Origin of the sequence: Salmonella sp. SAL4457 (genome assembly GCF_046548235.1) — a bacterium.
GTDB classification, from domain to species: Bacteria; Pseudomonadota; Gammaproteobacteria; order Enterobacterales; family Enterobacteriaceae; genus Salmonella; species Salmonella enterica.
This window is the reverse complement of the sequence record NZ_JBGDZO010000001.1, coordinates 980745-995601: the sequence shown is the minus strand read 5'-3', so window position 1 is coordinate 995601 and position 14857 is coordinate 980745. Positions and strand designations below refer to the sequence as shown.

Annotated in this window: 15 protein-coding genes; 6 read left to right on the top strand and 9 right to left on the bottom strand. The window is 48.8% G+C overall.

Going from position 1 to position 14857, the window contains the following annotated elements; translation table 11 throughout:
• Nucleotides 1-28: 28 nt before the first annotated feature.
• Nucleotides 29-2281: a catalase HPII gene (katE, locus tag ACLJNW_RS05120; protein ID WP_023204676.1), complete on the bottom strand. Its 2253-nt coding sequence runs from the start codon at nucleotides 2279-2281 to the stop codon at nucleotides 29-31.
• A 364-nt stretch (nucleotides 2282-2645) separates the two neighbouring features.
• Between katE and cedA the strand changes: the two genes are divergently transcribed.
• A complete protein-coding gene (gene cedA / locus ACLJNW_RS05115) occupies nucleotides 2646-2888 on the top strand; it encodes a cell division activator CedA (RefSeq protein WP_000977510.1) in 243 nt (80 codons plus the stop codon).
• Nucleotides 2889-2989: 101 nt separating this feature from the next.
• Here the strand turns inward: cedA and tcyP are convergent, their stop codons facing one another.
• The 3 genes from tcyP to hxpB all read right to left on the bottom strand — a co-directional run bounded on the left by tcyP (nucleotide 2990) and on the right by hxpB (nucleotide 5923).
• On the bottom strand, nucleotides 2990-4381 hold the full coding sequence (tcyP, locus tag ACLJNW_RS05110; RefSeq protein WP_024154525.1) for a cystine/sulfocysteine:cation symporter: 1392 nt from the start codon (nucleotides 4379-4381) through the stop codon (nucleotides 2990-2992).
• Nucleotides 4382-4517: 136 nt separating this feature from the next.
• A complete protein-coding gene (locus tag ACLJNW_RS05105) occupies nucleotides 4518-5117 on the bottom strand; it encodes a metal-dependent hydrolase (RefSeq protein ID WP_000505804.1) in 600 nt (199 codons plus the stop codon).
• Between the two features lie 137 nt (nucleotides 5118-5254).
• On the bottom strand, nucleotides 5255-5923 hold the full coding sequence (hxpB, locus tag ACLJNW_RS05100; RefSeq protein WP_000106854.1) for a hexitol phosphatase HxpB: 669 nt from the start codon (nucleotides 5921-5923) through the stop codon (nucleotides 5255-5257).
• 148 nt (nucleotides 5924-6071) lie between these two features.
• Here hxpB and ACLJNW_RS05095 point away from each other — a divergent pair, with 148 nt between their 5' ends.
• Entirely contained in the window at nucleotides 6072-6608 is a 537-nt protein-coding gene (locus ACLJNW_RS05095; protein WP_000222158.1) for a YniB family protein, read from the top strand.
• Nucleotides 6609-6650: 42 nt separating this feature from the next.
• Here the strand turns inward: ACLJNW_RS05095 and ACLJNW_RS05090 are convergent, their stop codons facing one another.
• From ACLJNW_RS05090 to pfkB, 3 genes are all read right to left on the bottom strand, one after another.
• Nucleotides 6651-7511 (bottom strand): fructosamine kinase family protein, encoded by an 861-nt coding sequence (locus tag ACLJNW_RS05090; RefSeq protein WP_000267686.1) that lies wholly within the window; start codon nucleotides 7509-7511, stop codon nucleotides 6651-6653.
• Nucleotides 7512-7617: 106 nt separating this feature from the next.
• Nucleotides 7618-7908 (bottom strand): type V toxin-antitoxin system endoribonuclease antitoxin GhoS, encoded by a 291-nt coding sequence (gene ghoS / locus ACLJNW_RS05085; RefSeq protein ID WP_000253438.1) that lies wholly within the window; start codon nucleotides 7906-7908, stop codon nucleotides 7618-7620.
• Between the two features lie 96 nt (nucleotides 7909-8004).
• On the bottom strand, nucleotides 8005-8937 hold the full coding sequence (pfkB, locus tag ACLJNW_RS05080) for a 6-phosphofructokinase II (RefSeq protein ID WP_024154523.1): 933 nt from the start codon (nucleotides 8935-8937) through the stop codon (nucleotides 8005-8007).
• A gap of 288 nt (nucleotides 8938-9225) precedes the next feature.
• Here pfkB and ACLJNW_RS05075 point away from each other — a divergent pair, with 288 nt between their 5' ends.
• Nucleotides 9226-9984 (top strand): YdiY family protein, encoded by a 759-nt coding sequence (locus ACLJNW_RS05075; protein ID WP_000770981.1) that lies wholly within the window; start codon nucleotides 9226-9228, stop codon nucleotides 9982-9984.
• Nucleotides 9985-10032: 48 nt separating this feature from the next.
• Here ACLJNW_RS05075 and ACLJNW_RS05070 read toward each other — a convergent pair whose 3' ends face one another.
• Nucleotides 10033-10992 carry a lipid A deacylase LpxR family protein gene (locus tag ACLJNW_RS05070; RefSeq protein ID WP_001046438.1) on the bottom strand — a complete coding sequence of 320 codons (960 nt, stop codon included), beginning with the start codon at nucleotides 10990-10992 and terminating at the stop codon, nucleotides 10033-10035.
• A 142-nt stretch (nucleotides 10993-11134) separates the two neighbouring features.
• Here ACLJNW_RS05070 and ACLJNW_RS05065 point away from each other — a divergent pair, with 142 nt between their 5' ends.
• The 3 genes from ACLJNW_RS05065 (at nucleotide 11135) to ACLJNW_RS05055 (ending at nucleotide 12679) form a co-directional block, all read left to right on the top strand.
• Nucleotides 11135-11449: a hypothetical protein gene (locus tag ACLJNW_RS05065; RefSeq protein ID WP_000916616.1), complete on the top strand. Its 315-nt coding sequence runs from the start codon at nucleotides 11135-11137 to the stop codon at nucleotides 11447-11449.
• A complete protein-coding gene (locus ACLJNW_RS05060) occupies nucleotides 11446-12300 on the top strand; it encodes a DNA/RNA non-specific endonuclease (protein ID WP_001044093.1) in 855 nt (284 codons plus the stop codon). Before ACLJNW_RS05065 ends, ACLJNW_RS05060 begins: the two co-directional genes overlap by 4 nt.
• Nucleotides 12301-12472: 172 nt before the next feature.
• On the top strand, nucleotides 12473-12679 hold the full coding sequence (locus ACLJNW_RS05055; RefSeq protein ID WP_011233063.1) for a hypothetical protein: 207 nt from the start codon (nucleotides 12473-12475) through the stop codon (nucleotides 12677-12679).
• 321 nt (nucleotides 12680-13000) lie between these two features.
• Here ACLJNW_RS05055 and rfc read toward each other — a convergent pair whose 3' ends face one another.
• The gene (gene rfc, locus ACLJNW_RS05050) at nucleotides 13001-14224 is read right to left on the bottom strand and encodes an O-antigen polymerase Rfc (protein WP_000905563.1); all 1224 of its coding nucleotides are present in this window, start codon (nucleotides 14222-14224) and stop codon (nucleotides 13001-13003) included.
• Nucleotides 14225-14857 lie beyond the last annotated feature (633 nt).

Genomic DNA, 14857 nt, shown 5'->3' with positions numbered 1-14857 from the left:
CGCAAGAATGCGCCGCATTTTTTGCCGTTTATGCAGGAATCGCGTTAATTTTCCCCGCACGCGACCAGACACGGTGTGCCGCCATCAGCGTCAGCAGAGTGTCCATAAAGTAGTGGTCAACGTTATCGGCCTCAGCAAGTCCTTCTTCCCCCTGGCTATCAATGTTTAAAAGCGCCTTAAACCGTCGGGCGTCGCCTGCCAGTGCGATGGGCTTCAGATGTTTGTAGGCTTCCAGAAGGTAGTAACGGGCATCGCCGCAACTCTCGATATCGGCAATATTGCCGCACGGTACTATTACCGCATCGACCGTTAGCGACGGCGCGCCGGCAAAGGTTGCCGCAATAGTTAATGTTGAACCGTCATCAGCCGTTACTTCACCCATCCGTGAATAGAGCAGTTTTGCGTGGACGCCTTTAGCTTTTAAAGCCTGCAAAATGGTCAGCAGATCGGCGGCGTTAACCTTGTCGTTCAGCAGGATAGCGACCACGCGGCCTTTAACATCGCCGTCCGGCACCGCATACAGGCTGAGCGCCGGATCTTTTTTCAGACCGTTGACATCAGGAGGCGGGGCAATTTGCGTTTGCTCATGGGTGAGTGCAAAACCGAGATTATGCGCGACGCCCTCAGCCAGCGTAACATCAATATGCGCTAACTGATCGACCACCCGCTCCCGAATATACGCGCGGGCGACTTTACCCAGTTCAAAGCTGAACGCGTCAATAATATGCTGCTGTTCTATCGGCGTCTGACTGAGCCAGAACAGGCGAGGATGCGAGTAATATTCACCGAAAGAGGGGCTGCGTTCGCGGATTTTATTGCCATCCACGCGTTCCTGGTATGATTCGAAGCCGCCGCGTTTTGGCGCTGGCGGCGTTTCGCGTGGCCAGTTGTCATTAATGGAGTTTGGTTCATAGTTCGCCGGATTGGTGTCGATATCCATCCGGTGCATACCGTCACGCTGGAAGTTATGGTAGGGGCAGGTAGGGCGGTTAATCGGAATTTCGTGGAAGTTTGGCCCGCCCAGACGACTGATTTGCGTGTCGGTATAAGAGAACAGACGCCCCTGTAACAGCGGATCGTTGGTAAAATCAATGCCGGGAACAATATGCCCTGGATGAAATGCCGCCTGTTCGTTTTCAGCGAAAAAGTTATCCGGATTACGGTTTAACACCATTTTGCCGACGCGTTGTACTGGCACCAACTCTTCCGGAATCAGTTTGGTCGGATCGAGCAGATCAAAATCGAATTTAAATTCATCCTCTTCGGCAATGAGTTGTAGGCCCAGCTCGTATTCCGGGAAATCGCCCGCTTCGATGGCCTCCCACAGATCCCGGCGGTGAAAATCCGGATCGCGACCGGTCAGTTTTTGTGACTCATCCCATACCAGCGAGGCTTTACCTGCCAACGGTTTCCAGTGGAAACGGACAAAGGTCGCTTTCCCTTGTGCATTGATCAGACGGAAGGTGTGAATGCCGAACCCTTCCATCGTCCGATAACTGCGTGGAATACCGCGATCCGACATTGCCCACATGACGTTGTGCAGCGTCTCAGGCTGTAAGGAAACATAGTCCCAGAAGGTGTCGTGCGCGCTCTGTCCTTGCGGAATAGCCCAATGAGGTTCGGGCTTAACGGCGTGCACAAAATCTGGAAACTTATGCGCATCCTGGATAAAAAAGATCGGCGTGTTATTACCGACGAGATCGAAAATTCCCTCTTCGGTATAAAATTTGGTCGCAAAACCGCGGATATCACGTACGGTATCAGCAGACCCCGCGCCGCCCTGTACTGTCGAAAAGCGAACAAAGACCGGGGTAATTTTCTGTGGAGCGCACAGAAACGCGGCTTTCGTGATGTCGCTCAGGTCTTTATATGGCTGGAAATAGCCGTGCGCTGCAGATCCGCGGGCGTGAACGATCCTCTCCGGGATACGCTCATGGTCAAAGTGGGTAATTTTCTCGCGCAGGATAAAATCTTCCAACAGCGTAGGGCCACGGCTGCCGGCGCGAAGAGAATTTTGATCGTCGGCGATGCGCACGCCCTGATTGGTGGTCAGCGCATAATTTTCGCTGCCTTTACGAAAGGCGTCGAGGGCGGTGAGCTTATCATTCGCGGTCTCGGGCGCTTTTAAGCTGCCGGGGGCCGTCGGTTGCGCGCCCGGCGGCGTCGGTTCTGGCGTGGGGCGATGTGAACCGTCTGACGGCGCCAGGGAGTCCAGGCCGGGCTGTGATTCACGGGTATCATGCACGGGGGACTGATGGGGGGATTTCTCATTATGCGACATTGAACTCGTCTCCTGCTTTCATCACTGAAATGGGCGTGGTAGTAGTCAAAATCACTCTAACTATAGAACATTTCAGCAATTATGCCGGGGGAGAGCGGAACGGCAGACAAGGCTCAATAGGGAAATCGCACGCGCGGAACAGGACGTCGGGGGCGAAGATCGGCTAAAATAGTGTTTTTCTGATTTTTAGCCTTAGAGCCTATCCCAGTAGGCGTTATTGGCGCAGCCAGTTTGGACACGGACAGCGCGCAAAAACCGGAGCGTACACGTAGTACGTGAGGATTTTGAGCACTGCCCAGGACCAAAATGGCAAGTAAAATAGCCCTAATGGGATAGGCTCTTAGCCTCTTTTAGTGAAGCATTAATGATGAAACCTCTTCGCCAGCAAAATCGCCAGATTATTAGCTATATTCCGCGTGTTGAACCCGCGCCGCCGGAACATGCGATAAAAATGGATACGTTTCGCGACGTCTGGATACTGCGCGGTAAATATGTTGCCTTTGTTCTGACGGGGGAGTCATTTCAACGGTCGCCCGCCTTTAGCGTGCCAGAATCGGCGCAACGTTGGGCGAATCAGGTTCGCCAGGAAAACGAAATCGCTGACTAAGAAAAAACAAAACGCCGGTACTGGAGACCGGCGTTTTTAGTGACAGACATTTTGAGTTGCCGATCGTCGTGTCTCAGACGATGTGAACTCCCGATAATGTATTATCGATGCGCCAGTTCAGCGTCTTCTTCGCTATCGAGAATGGTTTTATCGGTCTGCTTCAGCCACTGGCTGGTCAGCGTACCCGCGGTCATTGAGCCACTCACGTTCAGCGCGGTACGGCCCATATCAATCAACGGTTCGACGGAGATTAACAGCGCGACCAGCGTGACCGGTAAGCCCATGGCAGGCAGCACAATCAGCGCGGCGAAGGTCGCGCCGCCGCCAACGCCGGCAACACCCGCCGAACTTACAGTAACGATACCCACCAGCGTGGCTATCCATACGGGGTCTAAGGGGTTGATGCCGACCGTCGGCGCAACCATTACCGCCAACATCGCAGGATAAAGACCGGCACAACCGTTTTGGCCGATGGTCGCGCCAAAAGAGGCAGCAAAGCTGGCGATGGACTCCGGCACGCCCAGGCGGCGGGTTTGCGCTTCGACATTAAGTGGAATGGAGGCGGCGCTGGAGCGGCTGGTAAAGGCAAATGTCAGCACCGGCCACACCTTGCGGAAATATTTCAGCGGGCTAATCCCGTTCACGCCCAATAGTATGCCGTGAACCACAAATATTATCGCCAGACCAAGATATGACGCTACCACGAAGCTTCCAAGCTTAATGATGTCCTGCAAATTAGAGCCGGCAACCACTTTCGTCATCAGCGCCAGTACGCCGTAAGGCGTAAGTTGCATCACCAGACGCACCAGCTTCATCACCCAGCTTTGCAGGGTATCGATAGCAACAAGCACACGCTCGCCTTTTGGCGCATCATCTTTCAGCAGTTTAAGCGCGGCCACGCCCAGGAATGCGGCGAAAATCACCACGCTGATAATAGACGTAGGATTTGCGCCAGTCAGATCCGCAAACGGATTTTTCGGTACAAAAGACAGCACCAGTTGCGGCACGCTGAGATCGGCCACTTTGCCGACATAGCTCGTCTCAATGGCATTCAGACGCGCGGTTTCCGCGCCGCCCTGAACCAGACCTTCCGCCGTCAGTCCGAACAGATTGGTGACCAGCACGCCCACCAGCGCTGCGATAAGGGTAGTAAACAGCAGCGTGCCGATAGTCAGAAAACTGATTTTCCCCAATTGAGAGGCGTTATGCAGTCGTGCCACGGCGCTTAAAATAGAGGCGAATACCAGCGGCATCACAATCATTTGTAGCAATTGCACATAGCCGTTGCCGACAATATTGAACCACTGAATGGAGTCTTTTAACACCTGACTGTCAGCGCCATAAATGGTGTGCAGGGCCAGACCAAAGACCACGCCCATCACAAGGCCGACAAGCACTTTTTTAGCCAGACTCCACTGTTTATGACGGGCCTGCGCCAGTACAAACAGCAGAATGACGAACACCGCAATGTTCGCAATTAATGGAAAATTCATCCCCGTTCTCCTGATTTTTTTATTATGAAGCGCTGTGTTTTAGCGATTCTGTTCGCGCAAGATTAGCAGAACTGTGAGCTGGCTCTTATATTCAAATGGAATGGTTTATACCAAAAATGATTTTGGCGTTGATTTACTAATCAATCTGGTGATTTATAAAACGATTGAACTGCATTTGCAGGATAGTAATCATCTGCGAAGACCAGCGTATGACGTTGTTTTCCGGCATGGACTGTGGCATCCACACCGCCCAGGCAAACAACGCCATGCATAAAAATCGCTCCAGTTGATTGCCTTTGCGCGGCGCCAGAATAGGCAGGCGGAAACGCCAGCGGCACGGCCACAGTAAGGGAACGCCTGCGGGGGTGAGCATATCCGCGACGATATGGCTTAAATAGCCAAGTACCATGCCTTGCAGCGCATCCGCCGGGATAATCCACGTATCCGGTACCTTGAGATAAAAGGTCGCCAGTAGGGCAAAGACCGCCAGCAGACTATGGGTAAACCCCCGGTGACCAAACGCGCGGGCGATCGGTTTCGATACCCATTTCAGGCGCTGGCCAAGAAAAGATTTGGGGTGGTCGATATCCGGCAGCAGACAGGTCAAAATAGCCGAAGGAATAATATGCCACCAGTCGCCGTGCGCAAGGACGGGCGTTAACTCGGCATTCTTGGCGAAAACCGCGCTGGCTATAGAAAAAAGAAGATGTCCTTCCGCCGTCATGATAAAACCCATTAAACTGTCAATTCATACAGTATAGGGTTTTTATACAGTAGGCGGAAGTGGTGACGTTGTAACTCTTTGTCTCTGTCAAAGCCGCTTGCCGTCTGGCTCAGCGGCTAATTGCCCGTTGACTTTGTTTCGGAAACATCTTAACCGAGTAGATGCGCCGCCGTCAGCTCTGTCAGTGAGTTAAGTTTGACATTCGCCAGCGCAAAGCGCGGATCATGCTGGTTTTCTTCTGCTGGCACCACAATGGCGCGCATTCGCGCCGCCTTTGCCGCGATTAAACCATTCACCGAATCCTCCAGCGCCACGCAGGTTAATGGATCAACGCCTAATTTGGCCGCACAATCCAGATAGACCTGCGGGTGCGGTTTGCTGTAGGGCAATTTTTCCGCAGAGGCCAGCGCGTCAAAACTGTCGCGCAGTTCAAACATGGTGAGCACTTTTTCCAGCATATGCAGCGGCGATGCCGAGGCAAGCCCCACTAATAGCCCCTGCGCTTTACACAGCGCCACGGCCTCGCGCACACCCGGTAAAAGAGGGCGCGTCTCTTCGATAAGCGTAATCGCGCGGGCAATAACACGGTTTGTCACTTCCTGGCGATCGGGGCCGCTCCATGGTTGCTGCGCAAACCAGAGATCGACAACCATATCAATGCGTAGCCCAAGCGTGTCTGGTAACTCATGGCGCCGAGTAATATCTACGCCTAAACTTGCCATCACGTCCAGTTCAGCGCGATCCCAGAGCGGTTCGGAATCGATCAGTAGTCCATCCATATCGAAAATTGCAGCAAGAATTTGACGTGGGGTTGACATCACAACCTCTCCTGTTGAGATTAAAAAATAACGAATTAAGCGTTCATTATGACCATGTTCTTAGTATATCGCCCTTAAAGATCAGGCGAAAACGGGAATCAACAGGTAGACTTAGGCCAAAACGACGCGTCTTTATCAAGGGGAACTCATGACGTATCAACAAGCTGGACGCATTGCAATCCTAAAAAGAGTTGTTGGGTGGGTTATTTTTATTCCGGCACTGCTTTCCACGCTCATCTCAGTCCTTAAATTTATGTATGCGCACAGTGAAAAGCAGGAGGGGATAAATGCGGTAATGCTGGATTTTACCCACGTAATGATAGACATGATGCGCGTGAATACGCCGTTTCTGAATGTTTTTTGGTACAACTCGCCGACGCCGAATTTTCAGGGAAGCCTGAATATCGGTTTCTGGCTCATTTTTATTCTGATTTTTGTCGGGCTGGCGATGCAGGATTCCGGCGCCAGAATGAGCCGCCAGTCACGTTTTTTACGTGAAGGCGTGGAAGATCAGTTGATCCTGGAAAAAGCAAAAGGCGCGGAAGGACTAACGCGTGAGCAGATAGAGTCACGTATCGTGGTGCCGCACCATACCATCTTTTTACAGTTTTTCCCGCTCTATATTTTGCCGGTCATTATTATCGTGCTCGGCTACTTTTTCTTTTCCTTGTTAGGTTTCATGTAAACTGAAAAATGCCGGATAGCGCGTATCCGGCATGGGCTGTACCTATACCGCAAGCAGCCGATCCATCGCTTTTTGCGCAGTGGCCAGGTGCTGACCGCCAAACAGCCTTGCCCGATTAAGCAGAGTGTAGAGCTGGTAAATCGGCTGCCTGTCGAGAAAATCCAGCGGTAGCGGCGAAACGGACTGATAGCCATCATAAATCTGCGGTGGCTGATCGGTATGCAGCGGTAGCATCGCCAGATCGCATTCTCTGTCGCCCCAATAGCAGGCTGGATCGAAGATATAGGGGCCGTCAGGGCCAAGCGCGCAGTTCGCCGACCATAGATCGCCATGCAAAAGAGAAGGCTGCGGTTGATGCGACGCCAGACGTTGCTGAACATGTTCAACAATGGCGTCAATATTACCAAAGGTAATGCCTTTTTCCGCGGCGAGTTCAAGTTGCCAGCCAATGCGCTGTTCGGCGAAAAAAGTCGACCAACGGCGTTGCCAGGTATTCGGCTGCGGCGTGGTAGAGAGCGCGTTGTCAAAATCGAGGCCGAATTGAGGTTGGTCGCTCCATTGGTGCAGGCGCGCCAGCTGTTGCCCAAGAATAAACGCATTATGGGCATCCAGCGGGCGGGGCGAGAGGTAGTCCATGACTAAAAAGCTGTAATCCCGATCCGAACCTACCGCCCATACCTTAGGCACAACAACGGTTTTACTGCGGGAGAGCAGCTCCAGCTGATCGGCTTCTGCGGTAAAACCGCGAAGCATTTCTCGTTCATCGCACTTCACGAAAAAATCATGGCCTGCATAACGTAAATGCCATGCGGCATGAACTTCTCCGCCTGGCAGTTCATTACGCAGTTCGATTTCGCCTTCACCGACTTGCTCGCTTAAAAGACGACTGATAGCTTGCCACATAATGTCTCTCCCCACGTTGTCTGCCAGATCATAAGGTTAGCGCAAAAATGCGGTTAAAAAATACGAACTAACGCACATCGCGGACGCGCCGCGGCGGGAATGGCACTTATTGTGCGTTTTTACTCCACGCCTCCCAGGTCGCCACGGTAATGTCGACATCCTTATCTAACGCGCTTTTCGCAAGTCCGGCGACAAGCGCTTTGATTTCATCAGCGCTCTGAGCGCTAACAAAGCCAAACGTATTGGTGCCGAGCTCATGCACATTCCCTTCATCGTCCGTTAATGTCAGCAAAAAACCGCTGCGCGTCAGATGATTATTGAGTTCGTTAATCTCGGTCAGGGAATCTTCATGGAAGGTTACGGTAATAACATAACGGGTAATATCGCCACTGACCATCGTTCACCTCGTTGGGAGCAACTGTGTTTTTAACAGCGGCGGATGCGCTGCCCGTTAACCGATTTTCCGGTATCCCCCTCGGCGAGGGGGAAACGATTATTGCGCGGAAAGATAGGCGTATATTTTTTGGGTATCGTCACGAGAACACAGACGCGTACCTTGATTGAGCGTAGCAGCGCTGCCTGCCGCCACACCGAAGCGCACCATCTTTTCCAGCGACGCGTCTTGCGCCAGTTTTAACGTCATCGCGCCTACCATACTGTCGCCTGCGCCGACAGTACTTTGACTTTTCACCGGGGGAGGAACAACCTGGATGCAATTCTCACTGTCTATGCCCAGCGCCCCTTGCGGCCCCAGAGAGACCACTACCCGGCGAGCCTTGCCGCTTTGCACTAATTCCTGGGCCGCTTTACGCACATCATCAGGCTGCGTCAGATCGCGATTAACCAACGCGCTCAATTCTTTCAGGTTAGGTTTCACCAGTTCGATATCGCCAAGCGCCAGCGCGGCGGTGAGCGCGTCGCCAGAGCTATCAATAATGCAGCGAATGCCTTGCTTCTGTGCGGCGGAAATCAGTTGCGTGAGTTTCTCGACCTTAACGCCGGGCGGAAGGCTGCCGCTGATAACCAGAATTGCCCCGGATTCAATTTCCAGTACCTGTTCTTCAAGCTGGCGAAATTCGTCATCGTCCAGCGTGGCGCCGGGCATAACAAAACGATACTGTTCGCCGCTGGACTCGACGTGGACGTGCAGGTTCTGACGCGTCCAGTCCTTCGCATCGACGGTAGACACGGGGACATTTTCATCAGCCAGTAGTGCGACCAGATGTTCGCCGGTAGCGCCGCCAGCCGGGAAAATTGCGGTCGCGGTGCCGCCAAGATGCGCAATGGCGCGAGCGACATTAATACCCCCGCCGCCGGGTTCGAATACCGGCGCGGAGCACCGCAGTTTACCTTCGGGATAAATTTGCGGCGTGATTGTTGCGCTATCGAGAGAGGGCGCAAGCGTCAACGTATAGATACGTACCATCGTTACCTCCTGTTAGGCTGATTTCAGTCTGGCACTTAATCCCCGGAAAGTGAAGGAATTAACAATATGATTTTCCGGATCTTTATTTAAAGAAGTGCGATGTAAAGTTATATAAATAAATGAATGCTTCGGGAGGGTTCTTATTCAAAAAATGAAATAGTAATTGATTGCTATGTTATTCGGGGCTTCTTATAATTCGCTACCTTTCCAGGGGCGTTTGTCATTGATCCCTATGAAAGTTTCCGGGACCGTCGTGGTCTCTTTTTTAGTTGTACGGACTCTATATAAATGAAGCTTTTGAAGGCAGTACCCGCTGTAGTTATGCTGGCGGGTGGCGTGTTCGCGTCTCTGTATGCCGCCGCCGATGATTCCGTTTTTACTGTCATGGATGATCCCTCCACCGCGAAAAAACCTTTTGAAGGTAATCTGAATGCGGGCTACCTTGCTCAGTCAGGCAATACTAAAAGTTCTTCCTTAACGGCTGACACGGCGATGACCTGGTATGGACAACGTACCGCCTGGTCATTATGGGGCAATGCCAGCAATACCTCCTCTAATGATGAACGCTCTTCAGAAAAATATGCGGTAGGCGCGCGTAACCGTTTTAATATGACGGATTATGATTATACCTTTGGCCAGGCCAGTTGGCTGACAGACCGTTTCAACGGTTATCGTCAGCGCGACGTACTGACCGCCGGTTACGGGCGGCAGTTCCTTAATGGTCCAGTGCACAGCTTCCGTTTTGAATTCGGTCCTGGGGTTCGCTATGACGAACATACGGACGATACTACTGAAACGCAGCCGTTGGGTTATGCTTCCGGCAGCTATGCCTGGCAGTTAACTGACAATGCTAAGTTTACACAGGGGGTGTCAGTATTTGGCGCAGAAGACACCACACTAAATTCGGAAACAGCCCTCAATGTCGCCATTAACGAACATTTTGGTCTAAAGGTGGGGTATAATTTAACGTGGAACTCGCAGCCGCCTGAATCAGCGCCTGAACATACCGATCGCCGCACTACGGTAACGCTGGGCTATAAGATGTAATATTGCGCCGGGTTACGTTACGTAACCCGGTTATTCCGTGGTGACGCCTCAGAAGAAGAAGGTGATGTCGCCGTTGATATAAGAATAGTCGTCTCCGGTGCGAAATTCCGACGTGACTTTGTTTAAAGAAAGAGAAAATGCGACGGGAGAATAGCCGATGGTGGCACCGACGCGATATTCATCCACGGTTTTATTAATATCCACCGTTTCCATTTTTGTTTGCAGCGTTTTCCCCTGTAACGTGTAGTTTTTATCAACTTCCCTGCGCTCAACGCCAGCAAATACCTTATAGATCAATCCCTCTTTTTGAGTGTGTATTAACCCTCGGCGGGACAGTAACCCAAACCCATTATCAGAGTTGAAGGTCTTATCATTTCCCAGCGCAACGGTTGCGCCGTACCCTAAATACTGGAAGAGATTGCCGCCGACAGCAGAGACTTCTGGATAGAAGCCCACATTGACGCCCAGAATATCAATAGCTGGCGTAAGGGACACCATTCCTTTTGCTGTATAACCATAACGGTTTTCAATTTGATCCTGCCAGGCAGGGTATTTTTCTGCGCCTATTATTCGATGCGCCCGATTCTGAACCTCCTGACCACCTGCGTCAGGACCAATAACACCGATATCGGTACCTAAACGATAACGTAACCAATTGGTGGCTAATGAATTCCACTCCAGTCCGGTATGAAGAAAGGCGCTGAACGCGCGGTCGCCTTTGACGGCTTCAGGCTTTCTCTTATTGGCGCCTGATGGAGAATAAATATCTTGCGCGATATGAAAAGAGAGTTGACTGGCGTCAGTGAGATCGTGGCTGTAGCCTAAAAAGAGCCCGGCAGTATAATCACCCCGGTCTGCAGCCGGGTGCCCATAAAGGGCATTTAAGGATGGTTGAAATATACCTGCATCATCATTCGCCACTGAAATAGCAAGGCTACTGGCATTGGCCATTGTGGTCGTACTGAGTATGGCGGCAATCATCGTTGCGCAATAGCTGTATTTGTTCACTTTTTACCCCTGAATATGAAAGTGAATACTCTTATTTTTACAAAGTAATAAGCACAGCAGCATGATGCGCAGTGCCTATTAAACCTTTAAATATAACTAAACTCCTGCCAGCAGCGAGTCATTGAGAGGATACGTTGCCTTAATGTTGAAAAATGGTGTTAAAAAACATGCGCCAGATATTATTGAATATCCATTTTTCATTCGCTATCTGAGTGCGAGAAATTATTGGCTTCACGATTATGCATATAATACGATGTTTTTTGGTATCAATATGAATATCATGTTGTATTCTTTTGAGCTCATTTTCTATGATGGCTTCGATGTTTATCTGTTATTAATTTTTACCGTGATAGTGTTGTCTTTAATGATGAGCGCATCTAACGGCTGGCAGGGTAATATAACCAAATTATTGCTACCTGAATTATTAGGGCGGTTATTATTAAGAAAGAAAAAATGAATAAAACCATTAATCTGCTAAAATTACTGCCCGTAGTATTATTAAGCGCATGTACTACATCGTATCCTCCCCAGGATACAACATCGGCACCCGAGTTACCCCATCGTAACGTACTCGTTCAGCAACCTGATAACTGTAGCGTTGGCTGTCCTCAAGGAGGAAGTCAACAAACAATCTATCGCCATGTCTATACGCTCAATAATAATAGCGCCACGAAATTTGCCAACTGGGTTGCCTATAGCGTGACAAAGACCAGCCAGGCAAGCGGTCGCCCGCGGAACTGGGCGCAGGACCCCGATTTACCGCCCTCGGATACGTTGGCCCCTTCGGCCTATAAAAATGCCCATACGCTATTAAAAGTCGACAGGGGACACCAGGCGCCGTTGGCAGGATTGGGCGGCGTTTCGGACTGGCCGTCGTTAAATTATTTATCGAATATTACGCCGCAGAAATCCGCCCTGAACCAGGGAGCATGGGCTGCACTGGAAAACCGGGTGCGCGAACTTGCCAAACAGGCTGATGTATCTGTAGTGCACGTAGTGACCGGCCCCCTTTTTGAGCGGCATATCGCCACATTGCCAGAAGATGCGACGGTAGAAATTCCCAGCGGGTACTGGAAGGTTTTATTCACCGGAACGGCGCCGTCAAAAAGTGAAGGAAATTACGCTGCGTTTATTATGGATCAGAATACACCCCGTTCGGCGAATTTTTGCGACTATCAGGTTACCGTGGAGGCTATCGAACATAAAACGAAGCCAGTGCTGACGCTGTGGTCTGCCTTGCCTGAAGCGGTAGCCAGCGAGGTGAAAACGACAAAGGGGAGTCTGGCGCAGAAGTTAGGTTGTCGATGAGAAGCGCTATACGGCGCGTGGAAAGATAATGGAGAAACTCTGTCAAGGGCCTTGATTTGCTACAGAGTGATGCAATCTCCCTTTTTTTAGTGTTACCATCGTCATGCCGGACGAAAATAGCGATTTTCGTCTGTGTCGAAGGTTGTGCGCCAATTTAGCAATGGTTGGCTAGATGGATACACAACTCACTGTCAATAAATTCATTTTCTCTTTGTATGTGATCTTGCGTAATAAGTACAATCCTTCATTCACATCCATTCTCGTTCGTTTAAACCTGTTTCACCAGTTCCGCGTCATTACTGGTAATAGCGGATATATATGTTTCATACCGTTTTACATTGATCCCTTTCGCGCCGTAAGATGTACGTACCTAATCTAACTTAAGCAGGGAACTGTCATTCATAACACAGAGTTTATTGGTATCAATGGTAGATTATATTACGGTGACAATCTCGGGATGATCCGCATATGAGTAGATGTGGATTAGGGCGGAGTAGCGGCAGGACTAATAATAACCGGCGGCGAGAAATACATAATTGAGGGGCTATCATAAATCATCATCTAGAAACGCAAGCACTATCATGAATATATCATAAGTAATTTACGTTGGTAATGATGGCTCAGCAAACCCAACAAGCTTTACAGGAACAATTTTTACGCTTCAGAGCCAAATAAAACGGCGGCATTGCCGCCGTATAACTTATTTATTGTTTCTTAGTAAAACGAATCTTATATGCTCTGAAAAAACAAAGGAAGATGCAATGTATACCATAAAAGCAATCATCAAATGCTCAGGGAACAACCATCCCATGCTAACAGGAATCACACTTATTCCAATGCAAAATAGGAACATTATGAAATAATGCGCTGACTTTGTTTCCTGAGTTTTATTGGAGAAATACTTAGCTAGGACGCCTTTAAATACTCCAGATATAACTAACCAAACTGGTGTAAAAAGCCCGAAATCTGCGTATAGTTCACCATACCCGAAAGCAGGAGCGCCCTGATTTCTGTAGAATGCATCAGGGAAAAATACTTTTGCCAGATACAATGCGCCAAAATCTTCAGGCTTATCAGGCCAAATAGCCCTCGGAATCCTCGAGTAAACCTCGCTCTCCATTAGTAATTTTCCGTACATAAAGTCAAAGTTTGAGGAAGCAACAAGAACAGCATTACGGGTATAATCCGAGTAATTCGCCATATTTTCTATCGGATTCCCATCAGTAAACGTATATGCAAAGAATGCCGTTACAATGACTGCTATAACAGCAAACGATTTTACCAGGAACATAAATTTAATTTTTTTATTTTCAATATATGAAAGGTAAAGGATGAATGCTATAAATATACTAAATATTGGTCCTTTGTTACCATGCAAGAAAATAAGTATACAGTTAAATAAAACTATGGAAATACAAAATAACTTTGATTTTTTGTATGTAAAGAACGCGCAAATAGAAGCGACAAGAGAAAACATTAATGAAGGATAGAAGTATATACCATACCCTGTTCTGGTTAATTCGTATATTCTTCTTGGGCTAAGTATATACTCTCTGAACTCCATCAACACTGGAAGGTAAATGATAAAAGCAAGGAAGGTGAATAACAATGAAGTAAACACATACCTTGGTTTATTTTTCGTGTTTGATTTGTTGTATATGGGTTTTCTTTGTGTGTAAAGATAAGAAATAACAAATGATGCTATGTATGTTATATAGCAAGTATAGAAAAACAAATATTCTACTGTATAATTCTGCACCTCTGAGAGGTATACAAATATACCTTCAAACACGTACAGTGTAGGGACTGTTATTATCAGGTATGGGACCATTACATTTATTATTTTTCCCTCAATTCTTACGGAAAGAGTATAGAGATAAACTATAAATAATAAGCATAATGCAATGTATGAAATTATAAGCATATAGAGCCTTTAGAAAAAATGCTTAGTATTAAAAATATTACCATCAGGCAAATAAGGTGTGGTACGGAAAATCTTCTGGCAAGATATTCTGAATCTGGTAGTCTATAATCATTACTCATCACTATCTTCCCGATATCAAAACCGTGTTATTGACATATTAACACTCATTAACACTCCTATCTACTGCGCCTCCGATAGCATGAAGCTATCAAGCATTTGCAGCACAAACATCAAACAATGTAAATGCTTTTGATAATTACACATGATTGTTACTGTGTTTATATACAGTGGCATTCGAAGATTCATCATGAGGTTCCCGAGTCCTGTAAAAGACTATACAGAGAAAGAGCTATCACTCGACGAGTAATTCATCTCACATCGTGCCGCGACATACTTCAAGCAACACAGACGAATTACAAGTACGGCATCATAAGTGAGACGTTGCTAGTTATAGAAGCTTCATAGCAGCATGTAATGGCTCTTTGCTGGTATGTGCTTTGGAAAGTGGGTTTCGTATTGTGCGTTATCGCATGCTGCCAGGTCCCCATCTGGAGAATATAGATAGCGGTCGTCGTGAAAAGCTATCTGATGTGAATGCCTCATACGGTGGCAGTAAGCCGAGACTCAGAGTGA